The sequence below is a fragment of the Mesorhizobium sp. J428 genome (assembly GCF_024699925.1).
Lineage (GTDB): Bacteria > Pseudomonadota > Alphaproteobacteria > Rhizobiales > Rhizobiaceae > Mesorhizobium_A.
The window spans coordinates 38,426-63,182 of sequence record NZ_JAJOMX010000001.1 but is presented as its reverse complement, the minus strand read 5'-3'; the positions used below and the strand labels follow the sequence as shown (position 1 = coordinate 63,182).

Sequence of the window (24,757 nt, the reverse complement as noted above, 5' to 3'; positions counted from 1 at the left end):
GAGGCGGCGGGTTTCATCCCCGCGCCGCCGGGCCGGTGCTTCGTAACCGGCTCAGTCCCGCCCGCGTCGTGCCGCGCGCTCCTCGCGCGAGCGTCGGCGCGGCGCTCCGTCGCCAGCTTCGCCCTCGGGGAGCTGCTTTTTCGGCGGCAGCTTCACCGCGGCGGCGAGCTTCGGGAACGGGTCGACCTTGTTCGGCAGCGCCATGGCGTTGATGAAGAGCTGCTGGAAATCCGGCTCCAGCGCGGTCTCGATCTTCTCGATCTTGGCGACCTCACGCTCGATCTCGCGGCGATGCTCGCGGTTGAGCAGCGCCATCAGAGCACCGGTGCCGGCGGCGTTGCCCACGGCCTTCACCTCGGTCAGGTCGCAGTCGGGGATGAGGCCCAGCACCATGGCGTATTTCGGGTCGATAAAGGAGCCGAAGGCACCGGCGAAGCGGATCGTGTCGACCTCGCTCACGCCCTGCTTGTCCATCAACAGCTTGATGCCGGCATAGAGCGCTGCCTTGGCGAGCTGGATCGCACGCACATCGTTCTGCGTCACCGTGATGCGCGGCTCGCCGTCGCGCAAGAGGTAGGAGAAAGTGCGGCCGTTGGAGAGGATGCGCGGCGTGCGCGCGGCCATGCTGCCGTCGACCACGCCGTCCTCGGAGATGATGCCGCTGAGATACATCTCCGCCACGACTTCGATGATCGCCGAGCCGCAGATGCCGGTCACGCCGGTCGCCTTCGCTTCCTCCTCGAAACCGTCCTCGTCCGACCATTTGTCGACGCCGATGACGCGATATCGCGGCTCCAGCGTCTCGGGATCGATCCGCACCCGCTCGATCGCGCCGGGGGCCGCCCGCTGGCCGGACGAGATTTCCGCGCCTTCGAAAGCCGGGCCGGTGGGGGAGGAGGCCGCCACCACTCGCGAACGATTGCCGAGCACGATCTCGGCATTGGTGCCGACATCCACCAGCAGCATCATGCGGTCCTGCCGGTAGGGGCCTTCCGACAGTGTGGCGCCGGCCGCGTCCGCGCCGACATGGCCGGCGATGCAGGGCAGGGTGTAGAGGCGCGCGCCCTTGCTCACCTCGATGCCGATCTCATGCGCCCAGAACTGCATCGCGCCCGACACGGCGAGCGCGAACGGCGCTTGGCCGAGCTCGGTCGGGTCGATGCCTAGGAACAGGTGGTGCATGATCGGATTGGCGACGAAGACGCAGTCGAAGATGTCGTTGCGGTCGACGCCGCTCTCGGCGCAGACCTTGCCGATCAGCCCGTTGACGGCCTCGCGCACCGCCTTCGTCATCGCCTCCTGGCCGTCGGGATTCATCATGACGTAGGAGACGCGGCTCATCACGTCTTCGCCGAATCTTATCTGAGGGTTGGGGGCGCCGGCTGATGCAACGATTCGGCCCGAAAGCAGCGAGACGAGGTGCATGGCGATCGTCGTCGAGCCGATGTCGCAGGCGATGCCGTAGGCCTCGTTCTTCAGGCCCGGATAAAGCGCGATGATGAAGGGTCGCGAGGATTCCATGTCGCGATGGATCGCGGCCGTGACGCCCCAGTTCTCCTTGCGCAGGATCTTCTGCACCTGCGGCACCAGATGCGGCGCGATCAGGAGGTCCTTCCAGCCCCAGTCCTTCGCCAGCACGGCTTTCAGCCGGTCGAGATCGCCGAGCGGCTTGTGCATGTCGGGCTCGTCCACCTCGACATAGCACATCTGCACCGCCGCGTTGCGCTCGATCACCCGGTCGGTCGCCGCCTTGCGGATCGTCTGTGCGTTGACCACCGTGTCCTGCGGCACGTCGATGACCAGGTCGCCGAGGATCGTCGCGGAGCAGGAGAGGCGGCGGTGCGGCGGCAGGCCGCGCACGCGATCGTAGCGCTCCTCCTTCGGTCCGCGCGGCGAGATGTGGTCGTTGGACGAGACGATCTTGTGCTTGGCGAAATTGCCTTCCTGCACCTCGACCTGGCAGCGGCCGCAGGTGGCGCGTCCGCCGCACACGCTCTCGACATAGACGCCGAGCTGGCGCGCCGCATCGAGCACCGGCGTGCCGACCGGGAAGCGGCCACGCTTGCCCGAGGGCATGAACAGGACGAGCGGATCGGTGGGCGAGGCGTTCATGACAATATGCAAGCGATGCGGGCTCGATCTCTAGCCCCGCGACCGCCGCCCTTCGCGGTTACGACCACGAGGCGCTGCGCCCGGATCACGATTGAAATTGATCCACGCCGCGCCGCCCGTGTCCTGATTGAGCAGGAAGTTGGCGGCGCGGATCGCCTCCATCTCCTTGCCGGGCCGAGGCTTTGTCGAGCCGAGGCCGAACAGCTTGACAAAGGTTTCGTCGTCCATGTCCGGCGGCAGCACGATACCTGCTGCCTCGACCTCGGCCTTCTTCTCAGCGATTTTGGTCGGGCCGACCGGCAGCGCCACCGGATTCATGATCGCGCTCGTCATGCCGGCGGCATAGGCCATCGGCAGGAATGCATTGTTGATGCCGTGCCGGTTCGGCAGGCCGAACGAGATGTTCGATGCCCCGCAGGTCGTGTTGACGCCAAGCTCCTCGCGCAGTCGGCGCACCAGCGTGAAAACCTGGTGGCCAGCCGTCGCCATTGCGCCGATCGGCATGACCAGCGGGTCGACGACGATGTCATGGGCGGGGATGCCGAAGTCGGCGGCGCGCTCGACAATTTTCTTCGCCACCGCAAAGCGCACGTCCGGGTCTTCCGAAATTCCGGTGTCGTCGTTGGAGATGGCAACCACGGCGACATTGTATTTCTTGACCAGCGGCAACACTTTTTCGAGCCGCTCCTCTTCGCCCGTCACCGAATTCACGAGCGGGCGCCCCTTGGCGGTCTGAAGGCCAGCTTCGAGCGCGCCCGGAACGGACGAATCGATGCAGATCGGCGTATCCACTGCCGCCTGCACTGTCTCGATGAGCTTCGGCATCAGCATCGGCTCGACGAAGTTGTTGTCGGCGTAGCGCGGGTCCTGCGCCATCATGTTGGAGAAGACGGCGCCCGAATTGACGTCGAGAACGGTTGCACCTGCCTCGGTCTGGGCGACGGCGTCGGACGCCACGCGCGAGAAATCGCCGCGCTCCAGCTCCTCGTTCAGCACCTTGCGGCCGGTCGGATTGATCCGCTCGCCGATCACGCAGAAGGGCTGGTCGAAGCCAATGACGATTTCGCGGGTCGCCGAAGCGACGATCGTGCGGGTCATTCCTGTCTCCTCAAAGGATAGCGGGACTTGTCGGTCGTTCTCATCTGCTGTCAAGCGGCCTCAGTGGCCCACCCGCTCGACGATCTTCTGCGGTGCCTGGTCGGGCTCGTCCTCGCGCAGATGGCGCATGCGCTCGGCCACCACGAGTTCGTCGCGCGCGGCCTCGCGGTTCCACGGACGTCGCCCCCGCAGCACGCCGGATTCACTGACGATCTCCGCGACATATTCCTCCTGCCGGTAGGCCATCACGTGAATGCCGGAGACGCCGGGGATCTCCTTCACCTCGTTGATGATGTCGATGCAGAGCTGCTTGCCTTCCTTCTTCTGGTCCTGCGCGCCCTCCAGCCGCTGGATCACCGCGTCGGGAATATGGATGCCTGGCACGTTGGAGCGGATCCATTTCGCCGTCTTGGCCGAGGCGAGCGGCCCGACGCCGACCAGCAGGAACACCTTGTCCAGCAGGCCAAGGTCGCGCGCCTTGGCCATGAAGGTCTTCAGCATCGGCACGTCGAAGCAGTACTGGGTCTGGATGAACTGCGCGCCGGCGGCGATCTTCTTGCCGAGATGGATCGGACGGAAATCGTAGGGCGGCGCAAACGGGTTCACCGCGGCGCCGAGGAAGAGCTGCGGCGGCGTCGTCAGCTTGCGGCCGGACAGGAACTTGCCGTTGTCGCGCATGATCCGGATCGTCTCGAGCAGCGAGATCGAATCGAGGTCGAAGACCGGCTTGGCGCCAGGCTGGTCGCCTGCCTGCACGCCATCGCCAGTGAGGCACAATATGTTGGCGACGCCCATCGCGGCCGCGCCCAGCACGTCGCCCTGGATGGCGATGCGGTTCTTGTCGCGGCAGGCAATCTGCATGATCGGGGCATAGCCCATGCGGGTCAGCAGCGCGCAGATGCCGACCGAAGACATATGGCAGTTCGCGCCCGACGCATCGACGGCGTTGATGCCGTCCACCCAGCCGTCGAAGATTTTCGCGCGGTTGTAGACGTCCTCAGGATCGGCGGAATCCGGCGGGTTGAGTTCGGTCGTCACCGCGAATTCGCCCCGGCGCAGGATGCGCTCCAGCCGCCCGCGCGAGGTGTGGCCGGGCAGGGGCTCCAGCGGCAGATGAACGCCGGCCGGGTTCTCGTCCGGCTGCAAGGGCAGGATCGGCGTCATGCGCCGGCTCCCGCGCGGGCCTGGTCCTTCGCCGCACCTGCTTGGGCCGTGACGCGCAGCCAGGCCGATGTCTCGCGCAACGACTGATCCACCGGCTTCTGCAGGTTCAGGATCGCGTCGCCATGCACCATGTTGCGAGAGCCTTCCCAGGCTTTCACCCAGACGCAAGGCATGTCGGGCTCGACCTCGCAATTGCCGTTGGCGCGCACGCCGCCGCAGGGGCCGTTGCGCAGCTGCTTGGGGCAGTTCATCGGGCAGGACATGCCGGTCGAGGACAGGATGCACTGGCCGCACATGCGGCAGTCGAACATGAAGCCCTTCACCCGCTTCTCGACGAACTTCACCGGCGCTTCGACCCGGCCGTAGCCGATGCCCTTCCACAGCGGATGCAAAAGCAGGAAAAGGTCGGCGAAGCGGGCGTAGAACCATTCGAGCCCGCGCGAATGGCGGATCGACCAGAGGCGGATCGCATAGGAGCGCTGCACGCGGCGCTGCGGCGACACGTCGGCCGGCTTGTAGTCGCTCTTCGGCGCCGATTTCTTGACCACGGTCGCCTGCGTGACGCCGGCCGGCGCCGAGGGCGGTGTCGCGGCGGCCGTGTCGGCCGGCGTCGTCGATTTCAGGGTTTCAGGCATCGTCCCGCCCCCCCGACTTGGCCAGCGCCACGAGACGGTCGCGGTCGTAGGCAGCCTCGAGCGCGGCCGTCGCCTTGTCGGCCTCGGCTTCCAGCTCGTCGCTGACGGGCACGGGGTCGGCCTTGCGCCATTCGGCGAGATAGGCGTCGGTGTCGCCGGCGCCAGAGCGCATCGCGGCCATGTCGATCGCCTCCGTGAAGCGCAGCGACAGCTCGCGCTTGGCGGTCTGGCGCCCCTTCTTCACGATCACCTGTGCCGGAATGTCCCGCCAGTAGACGACGATCAAATCGGCCATAGGCCTTCCTCCTCGATTGCATCGCGAGCATTGCCGAAAGCACTGGCGGGCTGCTTGTTGCGGCACGACGCGGGTGCCTTCAAAAGCGACGCCGCGTTCAGGACGAGTATCGAGAGGGCGAAGCTACCAGATCGCGCCCATGTGCGACCAGACGAAGCCGAGTGCCGCGCCCGCCGATCCGATCACCAGCCCGATCACCAGAAGCGCGAAGATGCCGGCCAGCGCGCCCACGCCCAGCATGACCCCGTCCCGCTCCGAGAGCGCAAAGCCAAGCAGGGTGATCGAAAAGGCAGGAAACCAGTTCCCGAGCGGAATCGGCAGCGTCACGATGATCGCCAGGAACAGCGAGATCGCGCCGACCACGCGCTCGCCCTGCTTCGGCCAGAAGGGCCAGTAGCGCGGGCGGATGTATTTCTCCAGCCAGGTCAGCCACGGCACGATACGGTCCATCGCGCCGCGGAACTGCGGGCGCGTCAGCGAGATGTCGAGGATGCGCTTCGGCAGCCAGACGCTGGTCGAGCCGTAGAGCATCTGCGCGGCGACGATGAGCAGCGGCAGGCCGAGGATGGCGGACGAGGGCGGCGGCAGCGGGATCAGGTTGATGACGGCGAAGAAGATCAGCAGCGTCGCCAGGCTGCGATCGCCGAGCGCGGTGCGGATTTCGGCAATGGTGATCGGACCTTCGCCCTCCGCCGCCAGCCGTTCGAACAGGGACGACAGGCGCGCCGGCTGCGGGCGCCGAGGCGTCCCAGGCAGAGCCTGCTGCTCGTGTTCGTCCATGCCCTGTCTCACGCCATTCCTCTCTGCACACCCTGCCACAGAATGTGCAAACAGCCGTTAATCCCTGATGACATAGTGCCTCGAAGGCCGGAAAAGAACCTCAGCGGCGGAATTCAAGGATGTCGAGCTTGGATTCGTAGTAGGGCGCCGGGAACTCGATGCGCCAGGAGGTCGGCGACATCAGGAACGCGTAGCCCACCTGGTCGGTCTCCGGACCCTTGCCGTAGGTCGGAAAAGGATCGTCGTTCACCGCGAAGGTGCCGAGATACGTCTGGCGGAAGTCGCTGTCGGTGAAGAAGCGGCCCTTTGTCTTCTGCGAGCCGGTCAGCTTGGTCAGCGTCCAGCCCGAGCCGTCATCGGTCACGCGGCACTTGAACCAGCCATAGACGATCAGCTTCGCGAAGCCGCCGGTCTTGATCGTGCGACACTGCCAGTCGCCGGTCATGTCGAAGCCGGACCAGGACTGCTGCCGCGCGTCGACGACCTTGTCGAGGATCGCGATCTCCTCCGCGCTGCCGCCCTCGCGCGCCTCCTTCAACGCCTCCGCGCGGGTGGTCTCGTAGTTCGACAGCCTCTCCCGGTCGGCCTTGGTGATCAGGCCCTCGATCTCGCCGGTGGCCCAGGAGGCCGAGGGGACGAGGAAGGCGAGGGCGGCGAGCGCCAGTCTGCGGGACGTCATTCATCTGCTCCGTTGGGCTGTTCAACCGACCAAGGCCGAACAATCCGGCGCTTTCATGTTGCCGCAACCGCCCTGGCCAGCGCCGGCGCGAGGTCGCCATAGCCTGTTCGCCGTTTTTCGTAGGCGAGGCCCAGCATCGCGGCGGCCTTCTGCGCCACTGGCTCGAGCGCGGGATCATCTGTCTGCGCGAGATAGACCAGCTTCTCGTAGTGGCCGAAATAATCCTTCGCCAGTTCCGGGTGCCGGTCGAGGCCGAGCGGCTTCATGAAGAAGGCGTCGAACTGCCGGCAGAGGAAGTCGGTCATGTAGAAGGTCGTCATGTCATCGTCGCCGATCGCCTCGAAGGCGGCGATGCCCTGGTAGAAGGCGAAGCAGTGCGGCCCGGCGATGCGCTCGACGCCGTGCTTCTCCAGCACCTTGTCGAGCATCCCGCCGGTGCCGCAATCGGCATAGCCGGCCAGGATGTGCCTATAGCCTTCCGCCTTCGCCTCCTCGATCGCCTTGTCCATGGCGGCGGGGATGCGGTCCGGTGTGTAGTGGAACTCGGCCGGCAGGCAGGTGAGGTCGAGATGGTCGAGGCGCAGCTGTGCCTTCACCGCCAGCACCTCGCGGGCGATCATGCCGCAGCCGATGACGAGGACGCGGTCGCTCTTGCTGCCTGCCTTCATGCGACGATCCTATCCGATCCCTTTAGAAACAGAAACGGGCGCCGAAGCGCCCGTCCGTGTACATCGCTTGTCGGCGGCGGCTCAGGCGTTGGCGCGCTGGTTATGCTTGCGCTTCATGAAATCCTTGGCGGTCTCGACCGCCACGGCCGCGTCGCGGCAATAGGCGTCTGCGCCCACGGCCTTGCCGAACTCCTCGTTGAGCGGCGCGCCGCCGACGAGCACGACATAGTCGTCGCGGATGCCCTTTTCCTTCAGCGTGTCGATCACGACCTTCATATAGGGCATGGTCGTGGTCAGCAGCGCCGACATGCCGAGAATGTCCGGCTTCTCGCGCTCGATCGCCTCCAGATACTTCTCGACCGGATTGTTGATGCCGAGGTCGACGACGTCGAAGCCCGCGCCCTCCATCATCATGCCGACGAGGTTCTTGCCGATGTCGTGGATGTCACCTTTCACGGTGCCGATCACCAGCTTGCCCTGCTTCGGTGCGCCGGTGGCGGCGAGCAGCGGGCGCAGGATCGCCATGCCCGCCTTCATCGCATTGGCCGAGAGCAGCACTTCCGGCACGAACAGGATGCCGTCGCGGAAATCCTCGCCGACGATTCGCATGCCCTCGACCAGCGCCTCGGTCAGCACCTTATAGGGCGCCCAGCCGCGTTCGAGCAGGATGTTCGTGCCTTCCTCGATCTCTTCCTTCAGCCCGTCATAGAGGTCGTCGTGCATCTGCTGCACGAGTTCGTCGTCGGAAAGCTCGGAGAGAATGATCTCGTCGTCGGACATTGCCTGGGCTCCAGCTGGGAGGATGCGAACGAAGGGACTTCCGTCCATTTGGACTTCGTGAGCATATCTAGTCTGCAAAGGCCTTCCGCTCATAGCTGATTTGCGACGCCGTGCAAAACGAAAGCGACTGGAATTCATGGGCTTGCCGTGTCGATTTTGCGACACGGTCTGGCGTTTGCGGGACTGTTCGCGCAAGGTCCATGGCTACCATCCGGCAGGAACGGCGGCGAAGCCCGCGACTTATCCACCAGGGACGAAACGATCATGAGCGAGCCGGCAGCAGTTGACCTGGAAAAGGGCGGCGAGGAACCCGGCACCGGCCGGCGCGGGCGCGGCGATCGCGCGAGCGGCGGCGCGGCTGCACGACGCGCGGCACGCTCCGGCGGCGGCCCCGGCCAGCAGCTCACCTATATCAGGCGCGAGATCCCGCTCTACGAGGTGCTGAACGAGGAGGGGCTCACCCTCATCGAGAAGAACGCCGACACGGTGCTCGAAGAGGTCGGCATTATCTTCCGCGACGATCCCGAGACACTCGCGATGTGGAAGGATGCCGGCGCCGACGTGCGCGGCGACCGCGTGCATTTCCCCAAGGGCCTGCCGCGCTCGCTGCTCAAGACCGCGCCGTCCATCTACACCCAGCATGCGCGCAATCCCGAGCGTTCCGTCCAGATCGGCGGCAACGCCACCGTCTTCGCGCCGGTCTACGGCCCGCCCTTCGTGCGCGACCTCGACGGTAACCGCCGCTACGCCACGATCGAGGACTTCCGCAATTTCGTGAAGCTTGCCTACATGGCGCCGTCGATCCACCACTCGGGCGGCACGGTGTGCGAGCCGGTCGACGTGCCGGTCAACAAGCGCCACCTCGACATGATCTATTCGCACATCCGCTACTCCGACAAACCCTTCATGGGCTCGGTCACCGCGCCCGAGCGCGCGGAGGACACGGTGGCGATGGCCAAGATCGTGTTCGGCGACGATTTCGTCGAGAACAACACGGTGCTGACCTCGCTGATCAATGCCAACTCGCCGATGGTGTTCGACGACACCATGCTCGGCGCGCTCAAGGTCTATGCCCGCCACAACCAGGCCTGCATCGTCACGCCCTTCATCCTGGCCGGCGCGATGAGCCCGGTGACGGTCGCGGGCACGCTGACGCAGGTTCTGGCCGAAGTCCTGGCGGGCGCCGCCGTCACCCAACTCGTGCGCCCCGGCGCGCCGGTGCTGTTCGGCACCTTCGCCTCCTCGATCTCGATGCAATCGGGCGCGCCGACCTTCGGCACGCCGGAGCCGTCGCTGGTCTCCTACGGTGCTGCCCAGCTCGCCCGGCGCCTCGGTCTCCCGTTCCGCACCGGCGGCTCGCTCTGCGCCTCGAAGATCCCGGATGCGCAGGCGGCCTATGAGAGCGCCAACACGCTGAACTCGACCATCCTCGCCGGCACCAATTTCGTGCTGCACGCGGCCGGCTGGCTCGAGGGCGGCCTCGCCTCCTGCTACGAGAAGTTCATGATGGACATCGACCAACTCGGCATGCAGCAGAAGTTCGCCCAGGGCGTCGACCTGTCGGAAAACGGCCAGGCCATGGACGCGATCCGGCAGGTCGGGCCGGGCAGCCACTATCTCGGCTGCGACCACACCCAGGCGAATTTCCAGACTGCCTTCTACCGCTCCTCGATCGCCGACAACAATTCGTTCGAGCAGTGGGAAGCCGAAGGCTCCAAGCCAGCGCACCAGCGCGCCAACGAGCTCGCCCGTCGCTGGCTCGAAACCTACGAGGCCCCGGCGCTCGACCAGGGCATCGACGAGGCGCTTTTGGCCTTCATCCGCCAGAAGAAGGAGTCGATGCCCGACGCCTTCACGTGAAGCGAGCCCGATTCAGGCGGGGCTAAAGTCGCCAAGATCATCCACGACGAAGTCTGGCGCAGCGCGGTCAGGGGCTGAGCGCTGGATCTTGTGCGGCTGAGGCGCTTCCGCGCGTCGTGTTAGGTGGCGAAGGCGAGGCTTCTTGTGGACATGGTGGTGGCGAGCGTGGTCAATCCCTCGGCACGCTTTCGGCCGCTCACATCTTGTGGTAGAAAATCGAGCTACCTACATCTCTGCTTTCGGAGCGCGCTGAATGGTCAAGCAAACGAGACCAGCTGGGACATCTGTGCAGAACCACGCGGGGCCACGGCAACCATCGGCTCCTGCTAAACCACCTTCGGCACCTCCGCCCGCTAAGAAGTAGTGGCCCCTTTCATGGCTCAGAGCATTGAACTCATTCGATTTAACGCACTCCGAAACGCGCTGTATCATACAGCGCGCCGGCGGACCTTCGAAAGGTGGAATCGGTGGTTCAATTTCATGGTTGTCATCCTCGGAACCGCGACAGTGGGGGAGGCAGTAACGAGCTTTGAGATCGCGCGTATGCCCCTGTGGATCGGAGGTGCGGTCGCCGCGGTGGGTACCTTGCAGTTAGTTTTTGACTTTGGCGGCTCGGCTCGAACGCACCAGTCCCTTCAGCGCGACTATTTCAACCTGCTCGCGGACATAGAAGAAAAGACGGATCCGACTGAAGAGGATTGTCGTCGTTGGGAGGCGAAGATGTCACGGATTGCCGGCGACGAGCCACCTGTTTTTCGTGCACTCGATGCCAAAGCATACAACGACGCAATTGGCGCGATGGAGTGGGACGAGAACGAACGCCTCGTGGTTCCGCTCATTCACCGGTTGTTAGGATCGGTTATATCTTTCGACGGCCACCACTACCGAAAAGTGGTTAGCGGGAAGCTGCCCGCGTTGCCGGCGGAGTAACTTCAGTTGTGGCCGCTGATCGCTAGTCTTTTCACGGACCCGCGCGCAGGATTGGTCCGAGTGGTGATCGTTGGAATGATGTTTGTGGGGGTGCCCGATGCGGCAATGGCCCAAACTGTGACGCTGCCGGAGGTGCCGGACTATAAGCCCGCATTCCGCCCTCGCGAGCGGCCAGATCCGGATCCGTCCACGTCTTACCTCGAACGGCCCCCTCTTTCTCGCGGTGGCGCACTACTCCCCGACCTGTCCTCGCACCAACGGGGCTGATCCGGCGCTATCGATCGGGGACGCTCACCGATCCCCTTACAGTTTATGAAACGAAAATGGTCCGTTTTGACTTGGAAATGGAGGCTAAGTTCAAACGGTTGTATGCCGATCTCCAGAATCTCCCCGAGACTGAGGAAAGTATTCTTAGTCGAAGGCTCTTGTCGAACTCTATATCATTGGTGCTGAATTCATTGAATGCTCACCGCGCACGGGATTGGAGTGCGGTGAATGTTGAACCCGCCGGGCATGGTCCGAGACAGCCGAAGCCTCCCCAGCCTGCCGTCGTTGTGCCGGCTGCGCCTCCGAATGGACGCAAATAGGTCGCGGAGCGTATAGCTACTTGTTATCCCTTGAACTCCGCGTAGCTTTCGACACCCGGCTTGAATTTTTTGGCACAACGTTTCCGTCCAACCTTGAGGACGGTCTGTTTCGCCTAAGGAGAACCGACCTTGCCGAAGCAAATCGACATTGACATTGCCGACGGGACTTGCGCTGCTACCCTGTTCGTGCCGGCCGGAGCATCGTCCAGCCCCGCCGTCATCCTCTACATGGACGCCTTCGGACCGCGGCCGGCGATGGACGGGATGGCCGAGCGGCTGGCGGGGCAGGGCTATGCCGTTCTGGTGCCCGACCTGTTCTACCGTTTCGGCACCTACGGCCCATTCGATGCGAAGACTGCCTTTGCCAATGCCGAGACCGGTCAGTTTCTGCGCAGGATGATCACCGAGACGACGCAGGCGATGACGGCCGCCGACACCGGCGCGTTCCTCGACGCGCTGGCGAACGAGGGTTTTGCCGGCAAGGTCGGCACGGTCGGCTACTGTATGGGCGGCGGACGCGCGCTCAATGCGGCGGCGGCTCATCCCGACCGGATCGTCGCGGCGGCGAGCCTGCATGGCGGCAACCTCGCCAACGACGCGCCCGACAGCCCGGCCGCCAACGCCGCGAAGATCAAGGCGCGCGTCTATGTCGGCGTCGCCGGCGTCGACGGCAGCTTCCCGCCTGAACAGTCCGCGCGCCTGGCGCAAGCGTTTCGCGAGGCGGAGGTCGACCATCTGGTCGAGAACTATGTCGGCATGAAGCACGGCTGGTGCGTGCCGGACCATTCCGTCTACGACGAGGCCGGTGCAGAGCGGCACTGGAAGCGGCTGGCAACGCTGTTCGATGAGACGCTGCGGGGGTGAGGGGGCTTTTGGTCCGCGGGGAGTGGATCGAGCCATTCCCTCGCCGCCCTCCGTCATCACGCTTTGCATGATCCTTACCGGGCAAACGCCCCCACTATGCCTCATGTCGGTTCCTCGCCGGGCGAGCCGCTTGTCGCGCCGTCCCGCGACACTCACCCTGCGCGACGCCCCTTCTGCGCGACCGTCATCCCGGCGACCGGAGGTCAGCCGAGACCCATTCCTCTCTCCGGTTACATGCTGAAAACACCCGCTGTCGCGAGACAAGGGTCAGCGCCAACCCGCCAGGGTCAATCGATCCCGGCTGACCTCCGGTCGCCGGGATGACGTCGCGCGAGGGGAGCGCTGTCTTGAGAGCCTCGGCGGTCGGTTCCGGGACATCCATCCGATGGATCGATTTCTGCCCACTCTCCGCTAACCCCTTGTTCCCATTGGCGCCCGAAATTTTTCCATCCCCGCCTTTCAGGAATGCACGACACTATGGCCGGTCGAAAGGAGCCGGCGATGGGCTGGAGGGCGAAGGCGGGGAGGCAACAGGCGTTAAAGGCGCGGATCGTCATGCGCCTGTTCTCGATCGCCGACATGGCCGAACACGCCGCAGGCCGCTCGTTCTGGGTCCGCTGGTGCGTGCTGTGGGCGGCCTGGCAGGCCAACGCGCTGCTTAGCGCCTATGTCGAAGGCACGCTCCGGAGCTCCGCGCGCGGAACCTGGACGCCCGTCCCGATGCCGGCCGGCTTCGGCAGCAATCCCTTCGATGCGGAGGAGATCGCCGATTCACTGAGGGCATTCGGGCTCTACATGCAGGCGGTGGCGGCGCATCTGTGCCGTCTGTCGTTCCTGCATCGGGGGCAGGCCTCCGACGAGGCGGGGAATGAGGGTGGCGCGCGCTGCGCCGGCCTTCAGCGCTTGGCAGACGCCGTCGTCTCGCCGATCGAGCTGCGTGACACCTCCTGAGAAGTACCTGTCCTGCCCTTTGCACGAGGGGCAATCGGGCGGAGCCCGAGACGGAGAGAGATGGTTGGCGCGACGGCAAAAGGCGAAATCAGGCCTTCTGCCCGCGCGGGCGTATCGCCATGATTCATGACGGGATATTCGTCTTCGATTCCGATATCGAATAGTCTCTGAGGAAACGCCGACACAGCATGATCGCCGAGATATCCAGCCAGCTCGCCGGCAACGGCCTGATCCTGCGTGGTGGGTTCGCCTTCGCGCCGGGCGAGGATGCGCCCGCCGACGCCCGTGCGGTGCTGCTCGTCGGGCATGGCGGGCCGAGCATATGGCCGCATTTCGAAGCATGGCGGGAGAGACAGCCGCCGGACCTTGCCGATCCGCTCGACACCTGGTCGCGCGAAAAGATCGGCGAGGTCGCCGCCCGGTTCGGCGCCCGTGCGGTCTCGCCCTCCGACCGTCCTTATCTGCCGTTTCAGCAATGGGCGATGCGGGCCGAAGGGCTGAGGCCGTCGCCGCTCGGCATCCTCATGCATCCCGAATTCGGCCTGTGGCATGCCTATCGCGGCGCGCTGCTGTTCGAGGACCCAGACGCGGCCCGGGAGATCGGGCAGGCGGCGCGACCAGCTCATGCGCCGATTCACCTGTGCGACGGATGCGACGGAAAACCCTGCCTGAAATCCTGTCCGGTCGGTGCTCATTCCGCCGCCGGCTTCGCTTATGAATCCTGCCTCGCTCATGTGCGCTCGCCGCGCGGCGCGGCCTGCAGGCAGGGCGGCTGCCTCGACCGCAACGCCTGTCCCTACGGCGCGACCTACCGCTATCCGGCGGCGCAGCAGGTTTTCCACATGCGGGCCTTTGCCGGCTGACTCGCTATTCGCAGCGAAGGCGTGCAAGTTGTCTGCGTAGTGTTCGTATTCCGCATTCATTCGCCTGCATACGGAGCTTCCCCATGACTGACGTCACCGCCTCCGCTTCCCCCACCTCCTCGCAAGCCACCGCCGAGCCCACCCTCCATCGCGTGATGGGCCCATGGCTGCTGCTCCTCTTCATCGTCGGCGACATTCTCGGCACCGGCATCTACGCGCTCACCGGGCAGGTCGCCAAACAGGTCGGCGGCGTGGTCTGGTTGCCCTTCCTCGTCGCCTTCGTGGTCGCGCTCATCACGGCGTTCAGCTATCTGGAGCTGGTGACGAAATATCCGCGCGCCGCCGGCGCCGCCCTCTATGCACACAAGGCCTTCGGCATCCACTTCGTCACCTTCATCGTCGCCTTCGCGGTGATGTGCTCGGGCATCACCTCCGCCTCGACCGCGTCGCGCGCCTTCTCGGTCAACTTCTCCAGCGCCTTCGGGCTCGGCCTCGAACAGGGTGTTGGCATCACGCTGCTCGGCCTCGCCTTCATGGCGGTGGTCGCGATCGTGAATTTCCGCGGCGTCGGCGAGAGCGTGAAGGCCAATGTGGTGCTGACCTGCGTCGAGCTCACGGGCCTTTTGATCGTCATCGCCATCGGCCTGTGGGCGATCGGCATGGGGCAGGGCGACGTCTCGCGCATCACCCAGTTCCATGTTCCCGAGGGTTCGTCGAGCGCCTTCTGGCCGGTCATCGCGGCGACCACGCTCGCCTTCTTCGCGATGGTCGGCTTCGAGGATTCGGTCAACATGGCCGAGGAGACGAAGGACCCGACCCGCACCTTCCCGAAGATCCTGCTCGCTGGCCTTTTGATCACCGGGCTGATCTATGTGCTGGTGTCGATCTCCGCGGTCACGCTCGTTCCGCCGGACCAGCTCGGCGAGGGCGAGGCGCCGCTTCTGAAGGTCGTCCAGGCCGGCGCGCCGGGCTTCCCGATCGGCATCTTCGCCTTCATCACCATGTTCGCGGTCGCCAACAGCGCGCTGATCAACATGCTGATGGCGAGCCGGCTGGTCTACGGCATGAGCCGCGAGCACGTTCTGCCGGCGGTGCTCGGCAAGGTGCATGCCTCGCGCCGCACACCCTACATCGCGATCCTGTTCACGACGCTGCTCGCGTTCGGCCTGATCACCTTCGTCGGCTCCGTGCCGCAGCTCGGCGGAACGACGGCACTTCTGCTGCTGTGCGTCTTCACCATCGTCAACGTGGCGGTGCTGGTGTTGCGCAAGGACAAGGTCGACCACCAGCATTTCAAGGCGCCGACGATCCTGCCCGTCGTCGGCGCGGTCTGCTGCGCCTTCCTGGTCGGCCCGTGGACCGGCCGTGCGGTCGAGCAGTATGCGATCGCTGGCGTGCTGCTCCTCCTCGGCGTCGTGCTCTGGTTCGTCACCGTCGCGGTCAACCGGGCGATCGGCCAGAAGCCGCTCGAGCCGACGATGGAGGACATCGGCGGCGACGGTGCGGTCAACTGAGGCTCAGTAGCCGCCGACGATCGGCAGGATCTCGCCGGTGATGTAGCTCGACATCTGCGGCGACGCCAGGAATACATAGGCCGGTGCGATCTCCTCGGGTTGCGCCGGCCGTTTCATGGGCGTCTGCGACCCGAACTGCGATACGTCTTCCGCTTCCTTCTCCGACGGGTTGAGCGGCGTCCAGACCGGGCCAGGCGCGACGCAGTTCACACGGATGCCCTTGCCGACCAGGTTGCCGGCAAGCGCTCGGGTGAAGGCATGGATGCCGCCCTTTGTCATCGAATAATCGACGAGTTCCTTCGATCCCTCGATACCTGTCACTGACCCGGTATTGATGATCGCCGAGCCCGGCCTAAGATGCGGCAGGGCGGCCTTGGCCATATGGAAATAGCCGTAGAGGTTGGTCTTCAGCGTCGTGTCGAAATGCTCTTCGGTCAGGTCCTCGAAGTCGCTCGAATGGATCTGGAACGCGGCATTGTTGACGAGGATGTCGAGCCGGCCCAGTTCCTTGACCGTCTTCGCCACCGCCTTCTCGCAGAATTCGCGCTCCGAAACGTCGCCGGCGATGAGGATCGCCCGCCGGCCTTCCTTCTCGACGGCGGCCTTCGTCGTCTTCGCGTCCTGGTCTTCGGTAAGATAGGCGATCGCAACATCCGCTCCCTCGCGGGCGAACAGCACGGCGACGGCCCGTCCGATACCGGAATCGCCGCCGGTAATCAGCGCAACCTTGCCCTTGAGCTTCTCCGAGCCCTTGTAGAACGGCGCATCGTACATCGGCGCGGGCTCGATCCTGTGCTCCATGCCCGGCTTGGGATGATGCTGTTTCGGAAAGGGCGGGACGGGATATTCGCGCGCGCCGGCCTGCATCGGCTTCGGCTTGCCGTTGGATTTGGCGCGGTCGTCGGCGTCGACCTTCTTCTGGATGCTGCGTTGCTTCTCGGCTTCGTTTCGGGCGGCTGTTGCGGACATCGTATGGCTCCTTCGGTCTGGAACCAAAACACGCGAGGCCGCGAAAGGTTCGCGGGGAATTCGGGCCTTGGACTTTGTGGCGGAAATTGCCGCGATATTTGACCGCCGACCCAAGGAATGCCCCAATGGCCTCGTCCAAGGGATAGAAATGGCCTTGGTTGCGGAAGACACCGGCGTGCCGGACGAGGACCTTATCGCGCACGCGAAAGCGGGCGACCGCAAGGCATTCGCCGAACTGGTTGCGCGCCACTACGACTTCGTCTTCCGCGTTGCCTGGAAATGGTGCGGGCGCAAAACCGATGCAGAAGACATTGCGCAGGAGGTCTGCGCGCGGCTTGGCCGGTCGATCCGCTCCTTCACCGGGCAGGGCGCGTTCACGACCTGGCTCTACGCTCTGACGCTGAACGTCGCGCGCGATCACGGGCGCAAGCTGCTGCGCGAGAGCCGCAAGACGGCGGCCTTCGGCGTGCATGCGGCGGCGTTCGGCGAGGCGATGCCCGAACCGGACGAGCGCGCCGACGCGCTGTGGGAGGCGGTGCGCAAACTGCCGGACAAGCAGCGCGAGGCGGTGCTGCTCGTCTATGGCGAGGACCTTTCGCATGGCGATGCGGCCGAGATCATGGGATGCGCCGAGCCGACGGTTTCCTGGTACATCCACGAAGCGAAGAAACGGCTGAAGGTGCACATGCGCCTGGCCGGGGAAGCGTGACAATGACGGACGACGATCTTTCGCGGCTCGGCCGCTCGAAGGTTCCGGCGCCCTCGAAGGGTGCGCGGGAGCGCGCGCTTTCGGCCGCGCTGGAGGCCTTCGACGAAAAAATCTCTCCCAGCCCCCAAGGAACGCGCCGGGGTGCGCGTCTCACCGACAAAGCAATCATGCTTTGGAGGTCTCTCATGTCGCGCAAACTCATCGCCAGCCCGGCCCTGGCCGCGCTCATCGCCCTGCCGGTCGCGGGCTATTCCGCCTTCTATCTGATGGAGACCTCGCCGCTGACGCTCGGCCGCGACGCCGGCGGGCAGGGGCCGGTGACGGTGCCGGTTGAGGCACCGAGGCCTAAGGCGGCGCCGCAGGCCGAGGCGCGCAAGGAGATCGCGTCTTCGCCGTCTGTCCAGGAGAGCGAGGCCGCGCCTCCCGTCGCTGCGCAGCCCGCGCCGACGTCCGCCGAGCCGGCGATGGATCAGATGTCCAATCTCGGCGGCGCCGCGACCCGCCAGGCCCTGCCCAACCGTGCCACCGCCCCGCTGGCCGCACAGGAGCGCATGATCGCGCCGCCGTCGCCGGATGCCGACGCCTTTATCGGCCAGACACCGAACACGGAACGGTTGACCGAGTTCGACACCAACCCGGTGAGGTCGGCGCTCGAAAGTCCGGTCTCGACGTTCTCGATCGATGTCGACACGGCGTCCTACGCCTTCGTGCGGCGCTCGCTGAAGGAAGGCCTGCTGCCGCAGCCCGACACGGTGCGCGTCGAGGAGATGGTAAACTACTTCCCCTATGACTGGGCGGGTCCGGCCGACAGAGCCGAGCCGTTCAGGTCGACTGTGACCGTCATGCCGACGCCCTGGAATTCCGGGACGAAGCTGATGCATATCGCCATCAAGGGCTACGATGTGCAGCCGGCCGAGAAGCCAAAGGCGAATCTCGTCTTCCTGATCGACGTGTCGGGCTCGATGGACGCGCCGGACAAGCTGCCGCTGCTGAAATCGTCGTTCCGCATGTTGGTCGACAAGCTCGGCGCCGACGACACCGTCTCGATCGTCACCTATGCGGGCGACGCGGGGACGGTGCTCGAGCCAACCAAGGCGTCGGACAAGGCGAAGATCCTGTCGGCGATCGACACCCTGTCTTCCGGCGGCTCGACGGCGGGCGAGGCGGGGCTGCGCGAGGCCTATCGGCTGGCGCAGCAGTCCTTCGTGAAAGGCGGCGTCAACCGGGTGATGCTGGCGACGGACGGCGATTTCAATGTCGGGCAGACCGATGACGACGACCTGAAGCGGCTGATTGAGGAGAAGCGCGCGAGCGGCGTGTTCCTCTCGGTGCTCGGCTTCGGCCGGGGAAACCTGAACGACCGGATGATGCAGGAGATTGCCCAGAACGGAAACGGCCAGGCCGTCTATATCGACACGCTCGCCGAGGCCGAAAAGGCGCTGGTCGAGGAGGCTTCATCGACGCTGTTCCCGATCGCCAAGGACGTGAAGCTGCAGGTGGAGTTCAATCCGCAGGCGATCGCCGAATACCGGCTGATCGGCTACGAGACCCGCGCGCTCAACCGCGAAGACTTCAACAATGACAAGGTGGACGCGGGCGAGATCGGCTCGGGCCATTCGGTGACGGCGATCTATGAGATCACGCCGAAGGGAAGCCCGGCGCAGCAGATAGACGACCTGCGCTACGGCCAAGCGCGCACGGACAACGCGGCCGGGATCGCCAATGCGGACGAATATGCCTTCGTGAAGATCCGCTACAAGCTGCCCGACGAGGACGCGAGCAAGCTGATCACGACGCCTGTGACGGCGGCCAACGAGGTTGCGAGCTTCGACGCCGCGTCCGCAGACCAGCGCTTCTCGGTCGCGGTCGCCGCTTTCGGCCAGAAGCTGCGCGGCACCAGCCAGGTCGCATCCTATGGCTATGACAGGATTTCTGAGATCGCCGCCGCCGCCCGCGGGGCCGACACGTTCGGCTATCGCGGGGAGTTCCTCTCCCTCGTGCGCCTTGCCTCGGCGCTCGACGGCAGGCGGTAGCGGCGAGGGCGGCACCTCTCGCGCAAAAGGTCTTTCCGGGAGCTTAGCCGCCCATGGGCGGGCGAGGCAGGCCGGCGGGGGAAACCCCGCCGGCCTTTTTGTTTGGGGTGCCTCTTGAAAGATATATCGTTCGTACGATATGTCGTGCGAACGATATATCTTTGAAAGGAGTTTTCATGTTTGGACGACATCACAAGCGAGACTGTGCCGGCTGGCAGATGGCCGGTCATGAAGGGCGGGGACCGTTCGGTCGCGGGCCGGGTGGCCGGGGTGGTCCGTTCGGACGCCATCACGGCGGTCCATTCGGCGGCCGCGGGCCGCGCATGTTCGATCCCGGTGCGTTGCGGTTGGTTGTCCTCGGCCTGATCGCCGAGGAGCCGCGCCACGGCTACGACATCATCAAGGCGCTCGAAGCCATGTTCGACGGCACCTACAGCCCAAGCCCGGGCGCGATTTACCCTATGCTGCAGATGCTGGAGGAGGCCGACCTCGTCGTCTCCGAGGCGGACGGCAACAAGCGGCTCTATCGCATCACCGATGCCGGCAAGGCCTATCTGGAAGAGAACGCCGGCGAACTCGACCGCATCAAGGCGCAGATCCGCCACCTCTCCGGACATATGGGCGGCGCCGCGATCGGCGAGGAGATGCGCGGTCTCGGCTTCGCGCTGCGCCAGAAGATGCGCGGCGACTGGTCGCGCGAACAGGTCGAGAAGGCGCGCGAGATCCTGAAAAAGGCCCGGCGCGAGATCGAGGACCTGTAAGCCTTGACCGGAGGCGTCAGCAGCAGGGGGCGCGGCGGCTTGAAGCTGCCGCGCCCTTCGCTCATGCTGCGCCGAGCACGGAGCCATGCCGATGGAAGAACGCCGACACGAATGGGACCTGCCCGAGATCGGCCTGCGCCGGCTTGGCGCGCAGGATATCCAGCTGTTCTGGAAGCGTTTCGCCGTGGTGCACGGCCCCGGCCTGTCGCATGGCAGCCTCTATTCGCGGTGGCGTGTGGTGAATGAGGAGACCGTCATCTCCCTCTACCTGACCAACCACAGCGTCGGCCTCTTCGTTCGCGGCCATCGCGGCGAGCCGTATTCCGCGACTAGGCGCCGATTGTCGGCCTACGAGCCGGAACTGGGGACAGCGCTGGGCGCGGCGCTGCGCGGCGACTACCCGCTGTGCTACCTGACGGACCGGCCGACAGCGATGACCGACACTGCAGCATGGATCGCGGCCTTCGACTGGCTGCGGGCTGCCGAGAGCCGATACGAGGCGGTCCTGCGAGAGATCCTGGAAAGTCCCGGGCGTGACCCGGAATCTTAGTGCCTGTCAGCCGCGACGCCGGCGTTCCCGGCGTTCACCGGACGGTGCACCGCTTTCGTTGGCAGGCTTGTTGCGCATCGGCCCGATGCGGGCCACGACATCCTCGACGGTCGGGCGGGTCGATTTGACGTGGCTGTCCACGGCGTCGCGGATCGCCTTCAGGTGGACGAAGGATGTGCCGCAGCAGCCGCCGATGATCTTCGCGCCGGCGTCGATGGCGAGGCGCGCATAGTCGCCCATCAGTTCCGGCGTGCCGGAATAGTAGATCTCCGCGCCGCGGAATTCGGGAATGCCGCAATTGCCCTTGACGATGACAGTCGCCTGCGGAGCCGCCTCCGTCATGTCGAGCAGCGAGGAAAGGATGTCGGAGGCACCGACGCCGCAGTTGGCGCCGACGGCGACCGGCGGCTCGGCCATTCCTGTGGCGACGCCGTGGATATCCTTCGGATGCAGGCCCATCATAGAGCGGCCAGCCGTGTCGAAGGAGGCGGTATAGGTGTAAGGCAGGCCGACGCGGATCGCGGCCTCCGCGGCCGCCCGGATCTCGTCCGGCGCCGACATGGTCTCGATCCAGGCGACATCGGCGCCGCCGGCCTTCAGGCCCTCGATCTGCTCGGCAAAGGCCTCCACCGCCTCGGCATAGGTCATCGCGCCGAGAGGTTCGAGCAGTTCGCCCGTCGGGCCGACCGAGCCGGCGACGATGACCTTGCGGCCCGCTTTCTCGGCGACGCCACGCGCGATCTCGGCGGCTGCCTTGTTCAGTTCGTGCACGCGGTCCTGCGCATTGTGCAACTTCAGGCGCTGGCGCGTGCCGCCGAAGGAGTTGGTGAGGATGATGTCGGCGCCCGCGTCGACGAATCCCTGGTGGAGGGCGACGATCTTGTCCGGGTCGGCCGTGTTCCACAGTTCTGGCGCCTCGCCGGCTGCAAGACCCATGGCGAAGAGATTGGTGCCGGTCGCGCCGTCTGCAAGCAGAACGCCCTTCTCGGCAAGGAGCGCGTCGATCGGGTTCGTCATGGGAGGGCTTTCCGATTGGAAGATCGGATAATGATATAAAGAAGTCTTTATATGTGGTCAATCGCCCGGTCGCGCAGGCTGCGCGCAAAGGCGGCGACTTCGTGTGCGTTCACCTCGGCCGCGCGGATGAGATTGTCGAAGTGCCGCGTCAGCGTTCGGATCGGCGGGGTGGCGTTGAGCACGAGATACATGTCGCCGACATAGATGGCAGCGCGGATCGGGCCGAAGATCGTGTAGGGGATCGAATAGCGCAGCCGCCCATCATAAAGGTAGAGGCGGAAAGCCGGGTAGAGTTCGTCGATGAGGTCGGCCATGTGGTCCAGCTGGCGGCGGCGCAGCTCGGCAGGGACGCCGGACCAGATGCCGCGGCCCTCCGCGAAGATCTGCAGCGTGTGCCGCGGCATGCACACCTCCATGTCGGTCTCCGGCCGGCGATTGTAGCCGATGCGGTGCTGCACCTCATCGATCTTGGCCTCAAGATTGCGGTTGGAGATCTGGGCCTCGTAGGCGATCAGCTCGTCCGACCGCAGCAGGTCAGGCAGGCCGGCGGGTACATAGCGGACCTTGGTGCCGATCGCCTCCGCATGCCACTTCGCCAGCAGCGTGCGGTCATAGCCTCCTTGTTCCTCCTCAATCTCCAGGCTGGCGCGCAGATCTCCCGTCGAGCCGTCGTCCTGCGACAGGCCCATTAGCCAGTCGAGCGAGACCTTGTGTTCGGCGGCGATGTTGAGAAGCGTCTCGGCGCGGGGCAGGCGGGTGGTGGCACCCGAGAGCAGCTGCGACAGCGCCGAGCGGTCGATGCCGACGGAGGCCGCGAAGGCGGACTGGCTCGCTCCCGCACGCTCAACCAGCTTGCCGAGGCGCTCGCGGAACAGGCTGGATAGATCGCGCTTATCCATGCAAACACTCCCGATTGTTTACAATTCGCAACAATTGAAGATTTTAATGCGCAATGTCAACGAATCCTGCGCATTGTCGCGTTGCAGCATGGAATCTCTGCTGACAGGATGCTGTCAGGAATCAGGGGGTTCCAGGGGCGATGAAGGGCTTGAACGGCGGCATGGCGGGTGGGGACACGGGGCGAAGGGGACGCGGGCCGGGCGTCGAATGGCCGACGGTGGCACTGATCGCCGCCTGCTACGGCGTCTGGCTCGCGGTGGGGCTGGTCTACCCATCCTGGCCGGTTGCTGCGCTCGTCGTTCTCGCGCTGAGCCTGGCGCTGCATTCCTCCTTGATCCACGAAGCGCTGCACGGCCATCCGACGCGGACGGGCTGGGTCAACGAAGTGCTCGTTGGCCTGCCGCTTGGCCTGATCTATCCCTACCGGCGCTACAAGACCTTGCATCTCCAGCACCATGCCGACGAACGGCTGACGGATCCGTTCGAGGATCCGGAGAGCTATTACAAGGCGCGATGGCAGCACCAGGCGATGCCGAGTTGGCTGCAGCGGCTGCTCAGCATTAACAACACGATGCTCGGCCGGCTGGTCGTCGGTCCGCCGCTAGCCACGATCGGCTTTCTGACGTCGGAAGCACGACTGATCGCCTCCGGCGACAAGGCCGTGCGACAGGCCTGGTTGCACCATGCGGCCGGGCTCGCCATTGTGCTGCCGGTCGTGATCTTCGCCTTCGGCATGCCATTGTGGCTCTACGTCCTGGTTCCGGTTTGGGCGGGACAATCAATCATCGCGGTGCGCACCTATGCCGAGCACCAGTGGTCGGAGCGGCCGGACGGACGCACGATCATCGTCGAGCGCTCGCCGCTGTCGTTCTTCTTCCTGAACAACAATCTGCATCTGGTACATCATAAGCTGCCGACGGTCGCCTGGTACAGGCTGCCGGCGCGGTTCCGCGAGAAGCGCGACGAGTGGGCGGCGATGAACGGCGGCTATGTCTATCCGAACTATCTCGCGCTCCTGAGAAGCTATGCCTTCCACGCAAAGGAACCGGTCGTCCATCCGGTGTTGCGTCAACAGCCGGAGCCCGGTCGGGCGTTCCGGCCGCGCGTGCGCCAGCACAACGTTGGCGGACTGGGCACTGCACCTGTGCCCGCCGAGCCGCCCAAGGAGTGAACGCTACTGGACGCTTGCGCGCCTTGCCCAAGCGAGGCATCTCTTCCGCATGACTTCGTTCATTGCCGCGCTTCCGATGTACGACTGGCCCGAAAGACGTGGGGAGGTCGACGCCGAATGGGCCGTGATCCGCGACCGGCTGCATGCAGCCGGCGTCGACGCTCCTGAAAGCCTCGTGCGCCGTAACGCCGACCTGCCGCCGGTGCCCGGAGGCATCCGCGACGCGGCGGGCCATGTCGTCGCGCCCGATCCGGCGACATTGCCGCCCGACGGGCTGGACCTGCCGACGCTGTGGCGGCATCCGGCGCTGCTTCTGGCCCAGACCTGCTGGGGACCGATGGAAGAGACCGGACTCGCGGCGCAGGTGGCGGTCGTCGGTCAGCCGGACTATTCCGGTGTTCCGGGAGGGAAGGGCGAGCTCTATTCAAGCGCGATCGTGATGCGCCGCAGGAACATGTCCCATTCCGGCAAGCCGGAGGGCGATGCCGAGGCGCCCGCGGACGGTGAGGCCTCTCTGCCGCTCGATCTCCTCCAGCGTGTGCGGCTCGCCTTCAACGAGCCGCATTCCAGGTCGGGACGGCTGGCGCTGAAGGCGGATCTCGAATCCGCGGGGGCGGGGCTCTCGATCTTCTCAGGCCTGCTTGAGACCGGCAGCCACCGGCTCTCCATCCGCGCGGTGGCGGAAGGCCGTGCCGACGTGGCGGCGGTCGACTGTCGGAGCTGGAGCCTGGCGAGGCTTCACGACCCGGCGGCGATGGCGCTGCGGGTCGCGGGCTGGACGAAGCGAAGGCTGGGGCTGCCGTTCATCTCGGCGTTGGGCCTTTCTTCCCTGCATGGCGTCTTGCGTAAGGCAGTCGGCGGCTGAGA

General features: G+C 65.4%; 24 protein-coding genes. 12 read left to right on the top strand and 12 right to left on the bottom strand.

Annotated elements, in window-relative coordinates:
• Positions 1-51 precede the first annotated feature (51 nt).
• From LRS09_RS00310 to LRS09_RS00270, 9 genes are all read right to left on the bottom strand, one after another.
• Positions 52-2,112 carry an ASKHA domain-containing protein gene (locus LRS09_RS00310; RefSeq protein WP_257803561.1) on the bottom strand — a complete coding sequence of 687 codons (2,061 nt, stop codon included), beginning with the start codon at positions 2,110-2,112 and terminating at the stop codon, positions 52-54.
• Between the two features lie 30 nt (positions 2,113-2,142).
• The gene (locus tag LRS09_RS00305; protein WP_085465788.1) at positions 2,143-3,210 is read right to left on the bottom strand and encodes a methyltetrahydrofolate cobalamin methyltransferase; all 1,068 of its coding nucleotides are present in this window, start codon (positions 3,208-3,210) and stop codon (positions 2,143-2,145) included.
• 60 nt (positions 3,211-3,270) lie between these two features.
• A complete protein-coding gene (locus tag LRS09_RS00300; RefSeq protein ID WP_257803560.1) occupies positions 3,271-4,374 on the bottom strand; it encodes a methylenetetrahydrofolate reductase in 1,104 nt (367 codons plus the stop codon).
• Positions 4,371-5,009: a methylenetetrahydrofolate reductase C-terminal domain-containing protein gene (locus tag LRS09_RS00295; protein ID WP_257803559.1), complete on the bottom strand. Its 639-nt coding sequence runs from the start codon at positions 5,007-5,009 to the stop codon at positions 4,371-4,373. Before LRS09_RS00295 ends, LRS09_RS00300 begins: the two co-directional genes overlap by 4 nt.
• Positions 5,002-5,304, bottom strand: a complete 303-nt coding sequence (locus LRS09_RS00290; RefSeq protein WP_257803558.1) for a virulence factor — start codon at positions 5,302-5,304, stop codon at positions 5,002-5,004. Before LRS09_RS00290 ends, LRS09_RS00295 begins: the two co-directional genes overlap by 8 nt.
• Before the next feature lie 123 nt (positions 5,305-5,427).
• Positions 5,428-6,084 (bottom strand): exopolysaccharide biosynthesis protein, encoded by a 657-nt coding sequence (locus LRS09_RS00285; RefSeq protein WP_257803557.1) that lies wholly within the window; start codon positions 6,082-6,084, stop codon positions 5,428-5,430.
• Positions 6,085-6,184: 100 nt separating this feature from the next.
• Positions 6,185-6,763, bottom strand: a complete 579-nt coding sequence (locus tag LRS09_RS00280) for a DUF4893 domain-containing protein (RefSeq protein WP_257803555.1) — start codon at positions 6,761-6,763, stop codon at positions 6,185-6,187.
• A gap of 53 nt (positions 6,764-6,816) precedes the next feature.
• Positions 6,817-7,431, bottom strand: coding sequence for a DUF1638 domain-containing protein (locus LRS09_RS00275; protein WP_257803554.1), 615 nt, complete (start codon positions 7,429-7,431; stop codon positions 6,817-6,819).
• Positions 7,432-7,512: 81 nt separating this feature from the next.
• Complete coding sequence (locus LRS09_RS00270) at positions 7,513-8,211, bottom strand: B12-binding domain-containing protein (protein WP_257803552.1); 699 nt, start codon at positions 8,209-8,211, stop codon at positions 7,513-7,515.
• 264 nt (positions 8,212-8,475) lie between these two features.
• On the opposite strand from LRS09_RS00270, the gene LRS09_RS00265 reads away from it, so the two are divergent.
• From LRS09_RS00265 to LRS09_RS00240, 6 genes are all read left to right on the top strand, one after another.
• On the top strand, positions 8,476-10,071 hold the full coding sequence (locus tag LRS09_RS00265) for a trimethylamine methyltransferase family protein (RefSeq protein WP_257803551.1): 1,596 nt from the start codon (positions 8,476-8,478) through the stop codon (positions 10,069-10,071).
• 480 nt (positions 10,072-10,551) lie between these two features.
• Positions 10,552-11,001, top strand: a complete 450-nt coding sequence (locus LRS09_RS00260; protein ID WP_257803550.1) for a hypothetical protein — start codon at positions 10,552-10,554, stop codon at positions 10,999-11,001.
• A gap of 716 nt (positions 11,002-11,717) precedes the next feature.
• The gene (locus tag LRS09_RS00255) at positions 11,718-12,452 is read left to right on the top strand and encodes a dienelactone hydrolase family protein (RefSeq protein WP_257803549.1); all 735 of its coding nucleotides are present in this window, start codon (positions 11,718-11,720) and stop codon (positions 12,450-12,452) included.
• Positions 12,453-12,953: 501 nt separating this feature from the next.
• Positions 12,954-13,403: a hypothetical protein gene (locus LRS09_RS00250; protein ID WP_257803548.1), complete on the top strand. Its 450-nt coding sequence runs from the start codon at positions 12,954-12,956 to the stop codon at positions 13,401-13,403.
• A gap of 188 nt (positions 13,404-13,591) precedes the next feature.
• On the top strand, positions 13,592-14,266 hold the full coding sequence (locus LRS09_RS00245; protein ID WP_257803547.1) for a hypothetical protein: 675 nt from the start codon (positions 13,592-13,594) through the stop codon (positions 14,264-14,266).
• A gap of 83 nt (positions 14,267-14,349) precedes the next feature.
• Positions 14,350-15,780, top strand: a complete 1,431-nt coding sequence (locus tag LRS09_RS00240) for an APC family permease (RefSeq protein ID WP_257803545.1) — start codon at positions 14,350-14,352, stop codon at positions 15,778-15,780.
• Between the two features lie 3 nt (positions 15,781-15,783).
• On the opposite strand, the gene LRS09_RS00235 is transcribed toward LRS09_RS00240, so the two are convergent.
• Positions 15,784-16,749, bottom strand: coding sequence for an SDR family oxidoreductase (locus LRS09_RS00235; RefSeq protein WP_257803543.1), 966 nt, complete (start codon positions 16,747-16,749; stop codon positions 15,784-15,786).
• A 148-nt stretch (positions 16,750-16,897) separates the two neighbouring features.
• Between LRS09_RS00235 and LRS09_RS00230 the strand changes: the two genes are divergently transcribed.
• From LRS09_RS00230 to LRS09_RS00215, 4 genes are all read left to right on the top strand, one after another.
• Positions 16,898-17,458, top strand: a complete 561-nt coding sequence (locus LRS09_RS00230) for an RNA polymerase sigma factor (RefSeq protein ID WP_257803542.1) — start codon at positions 16,898-16,900, stop codon at positions 17,456-17,458.
• 185 nt (positions 17,459-17,643) lie between these two features.
• The gene (locus tag LRS09_RS00225) at positions 17,644-19,491 is read left to right on the top strand and encodes a von Willebrand factor type A domain-containing protein (protein ID WP_374684798.1); all 1,848 of its coding nucleotides are present in this window, start codon (positions 17,644-17,646) and stop codon (positions 19,489-19,491) included.
• A gap of 323 nt (positions 19,492-19,814) precedes the next feature.
• A complete protein-coding gene (locus LRS09_RS00220) occupies positions 19,815-20,252 on the top strand; it encodes a PadR family transcriptional regulator (RefSeq protein ID WP_257803540.1) in 438 nt (145 codons plus the stop codon).
• Between the two features lie 91 nt (positions 20,253-20,343).
• Entirely contained in the window at positions 20,344-20,802 is a 459-nt protein-coding gene (locus LRS09_RS00215; protein WP_257803539.1) for a hypothetical protein, read from the top strand.
• Between the two features lie 6 nt (positions 20,803-20,808).
• On the opposite strand, the gene bmt is transcribed toward LRS09_RS00215, so the two are convergent.
• Together bmt and LRS09_RS00205 are read right to left on the bottom strand one after the other, a co-directional pair.
• Positions 20,809-21,819, bottom strand: a complete 1,011-nt coding sequence (gene bmt, locus LRS09_RS00210; RefSeq protein ID WP_257803537.1) for a betaine--homocysteine S-methyltransferase — start codon at positions 21,817-21,819, stop codon at positions 20,809-20,811.
• Positions 21,820-21,866: 47 nt separating this feature from the next.
• On the bottom strand, positions 21,867-22,718 hold the full coding sequence (locus LRS09_RS00205; protein ID WP_257803536.1) for a helix-turn-helix domain-containing protein: 852 nt from the start codon (positions 22,716-22,718) through the stop codon (positions 21,867-21,869).
• A gap of 140 nt (positions 22,719-22,858) precedes the next feature.
• On the opposite strand from LRS09_RS00205, the gene LRS09_RS00200 reads away from it, so the two are divergent.
• Together LRS09_RS00200 and LRS09_RS00195 are read left to right on the top strand one after the other, a co-directional pair.
• The gene (locus LRS09_RS00200) at positions 22,859-23,890 is read left to right on the top strand and encodes a fatty acid desaturase (RefSeq protein ID WP_257803535.1); all 1,032 of its coding nucleotides are present in this window, start codon (positions 22,859-22,861) and stop codon (positions 23,888-23,890) included.
• Positions 23,891-23,939: 49 nt separating this feature from the next.
• Positions 23,940-24,755 (top strand): PhnD/SsuA/transferrin family substrate-binding protein, encoded by an 816-nt coding sequence (locus LRS09_RS00195; RefSeq protein WP_257803534.1) that lies wholly within the window; start codon positions 23,940-23,942, stop codon positions 24,753-24,755.
• Positions 24,756-24,757: the final 2 nt, after the last annotated feature.